Raw genomic sequence first — 3087 nt, forward strand, 5'->3', positions numbered from 1 at the left:
GAATGCCTTGGCATCAGGAGCCGATGAAGGACGTGACAAGCTGCGATAAGCTTCGGGGAGTTGCACATGAGCTTTGATCCGGAGATTTCCGAATGGGGAAACCCGCTGGAGCAATACTCCAGCATCCTGCGTTGAATCAAATAGGCGTAGGAAGGGAACCGCCTGAACTGAAACATCTAAGTAGGGCGAGGAAGAGAAATCAACCGAGATTCCGCTAGTAGTGGCGAGCGAACGCGGAAGAGGCCAAACCGGAGGATTTATTCTCCGGGGTTGTGGACTCACACAACGGTAGAATAGTTTAGCCGAATGGTATGGGAAGGCCAACCGTAGCGGGTGATAGTCCCGTAGGCGAAAGACGACTTCTATCAGTGAGGATCCAGAGTACCACTGGACACGTGAAACCCGGTGGGAAACTGGGGGGACCACCCTCCAAGCCTAAATACTACCTGATGACCGATAGAGGAGCAGTACCGTGAGGGAAAGGTGAAAAGGACCCCGGGAGGGGAGTGAAATAGAACCTGAAACCTTGTGCTTACAAGCACTCAAAGCCCGTTAAAGGGTGATGAGGTACCTTTTGTAGAATGGTCCGGCGAGTTATTGTCACTAGCAAGCTTAAGGTATTCAGTACCGGAGGCGAAGCGAGAGCGAGTCTGAATAGGGCGTATGAAGTTAGTGGCAATAGACCCGAAACCGGGTGACCTATCCATGGGCAGGTTGAAGTGGGGGTAAAACCCCATGGAGGACCGAACGCACGCTCGTTGCAATGATCGGCGATGACCTGTGGATAGCGGTGAAATTCCAATCGAACTCGGAGATAGCTGGTTCTCCCCGAAATAGCTTTAGGGCTAGCGTCAACTTAGATTACCGGAGGTAAAGCACTGAATGGGCTAGGGGCCGATAAGGTTACTGAACCCTATCAAACTAAGAATGCCGGATAATTGATGGTTGGCAGTCAGACAGTGTGAGATAAGTTTCATTGTCAAAAGGGAAACAGCCCAGACCCACAGCTAAGGTCCCTAATACATGCTAAGTGGAAAACGATGTGGAGTTGCGAAAACAACCAGGATGTTGGCTTAGAAGCAGCCACTCATTAAAAGAGTGCGTAATAGCTCACTGGTCGAGTGACTCTGCGCGGAAAATATAACGGGGCTAAGCATGTAACCGAAGCTTGGGCTTGTCGTAAGACAGGGGTAGGGGAGCGTCGAATATGGGGTGAAGTCGTAGCGAGAGCAGCGGTGGACTGTATTCGAGTGAGAATGCCGGAATGAGTAGCGAGAATTATGTGGGAATCATAATGGCCGAAAATCTAAGGTTTCTTGGGGAAGGTTCGTCCGCCCAAGGTAAGCCGGGAGCTAAGGCGAGGCCGCAAGGCGTAGTCGATGCACATACGGTAGAAATTCCGTAGCCGCCGAACTTTAAGCACGCTGACACTTTGGAATAGGAGAACCCGGGCGTTGGTTGACCCGGGCGTAAGGGACCGAAATATAGTAGGGAAGTCTTCGATGTCCAGAGGCGAGAAAAGGCGTGAGGTATACTAAGGCGCCCGTACCGCAAACCGACACAGGTAGATGAGGAGAGAATCCTAAGGCCAACGGGAGAAGGGTTGTTAAGGAACTCGGCAAATTGGCCCCGTAACTTCGGGATAAGGGGCGCCTCCTACGGGAGGCCGCAGTGAAAAGGCCCAAGCGACTGTTTACCAAAAACACAGGTCTATGCTAAATCGAAAGATGACGTATATGGGCTGACGCCTGCCCGGTGCTGGAAGGTTAAGAGGAGAGCTTAGCGCAAGCGAAGGTTTGAATTGAAGCCCCAGTAAACGGCGGCCGTAACTATAACGGTCCTAAGGTAGCGAAATTCCTTGTCAGGTAAGTTCTGACCCGCACGAATGGCGTAACGATTTGGGCACTGTCTCAACAGCCCACCCGGCGAAATTGTTGTACTGGTGAAGAAGCCAGTTACCCGCAACTAGACGGAAAGACCCCATGGAGCTTTACTGTAGCTTAATACTGGAAATCGGTAAATCATGTACAGGATAGGTGGGAGACTTGGAAGTACGGGCGTCAGCTCGTATGGAGTCACCCTTGGGATACCACCCTTGATTTGCTGGTTTTCTAACCTGCGGCCGTGAATCCGGTCGGGGGACACTGTTAGGTGGGCAGTTTGACTGGGGCGGTCGCCTCCAAAAAGGTAACGGAGGCGCTCAAAGGTTCGTTCAGCACGGACGGAAATCGTGCAGTGAGTGTAAACGCATAAACGAGCCTAACTGCGAGACCGACGGGTCGAGCAGTAACGAAAGTTGGAGTTAGTGATCCGGCGGTATGTGAGTGGAAATGCCGTCGCTCAACGGATAAAAGCTACCCTGGGGATAACAGGCTGATCTCCCCCAAGCGTCCACAGCGACGGGGAGGTTTGGCACCTCGATGTCGGCTCGTCGCATCCTGGGGCTGTATTCGGTCCCAAGGGTTTGGCTGTTCGCCAATTAAAGCGGCACGCGAGCTGGGTTCAGAACGTCGTGAGACAGTTCGGTCCCTATCTGTTGCGGGCGTAAGAGATTTGAAGGGAGCTGTCCTTAGTACGAGAGGACCGGGATGGACAGACCGCTGGTGTACCAGTTGTCCTGCCAAGGGCACGGCTGGGTAGCTACGTCTGGACGAGATAAACGCTGAAAGCATCTAAGCGTGAAACTCCCCCTAAGATTAGATCTCTCACTCTTTATGAGGTAAGGCTCGATGTAGACTACATCGTTGATAGGCCGGAGGTGGAAGTGTGGTAACACATGCAGCTGACCGGTACTAATAAGCCGAGGGCTTGACCTTAACAAGAAGCAATGCAGGCGCTTGTGGAGTATGAAATCAACTACATTGTTCGGTTTTGAGGGTGCAGTGAGCACCCCACTTTTTCGGGATACATTCTTTCTCGAAAGAAAGTATGCACCTTTAGCTCAGTTGGTAGAGCAACTGACTCTTAATCAGTGGGTCCCGGGTTCGAATCCCTGAAGGTGCACCAATGGCCCGTTGGTCAAGCGGTTAAGACGGCGGCCTCTCACGCCGCAAACATGGGTTCGATTCCCGTACGGGTCACCAATTT

Annotated in this window: 2 tRNA genes and 1 rRNA gene (1 of these 3 running past the window's edge); all 3 read left to right on the forward strand. The window is 52.3% G+C overall.

The window, feature by feature from the left end:
* Positions 1-2816, forward strand: a 23S ribosomal RNA gene (locus tag H8S34_RS14820) (it extends 25 nt beyond the left edge of the window).
* A gap of 114 nt (positions 2817-2930) precedes the next feature.
* Positions 2931-3006 (forward strand) — tRNA-Lys (locus H8S34_RS14825).
* A 2-nt stretch (positions 3007-3008) separates the two neighbouring features.
* A tRNA-Glu gene (locus tag H8S34_RS14830) sits at positions 3009-3083 on the forward strand.
* The last annotated feature ends 4 nt before the right edge of the window (positions 3084-3087 follow it).

This window comes from Pseudoflavonifractor hominis, from assembly GCF_014288125.1.
Taxonomy (GTDB): Bacteria; Bacillota; Clostridia; order Oscillospirales; family Oscillospiraceae; genus Pseudoflavonifractor_A; species Pseudoflavonifractor_A gallinarum.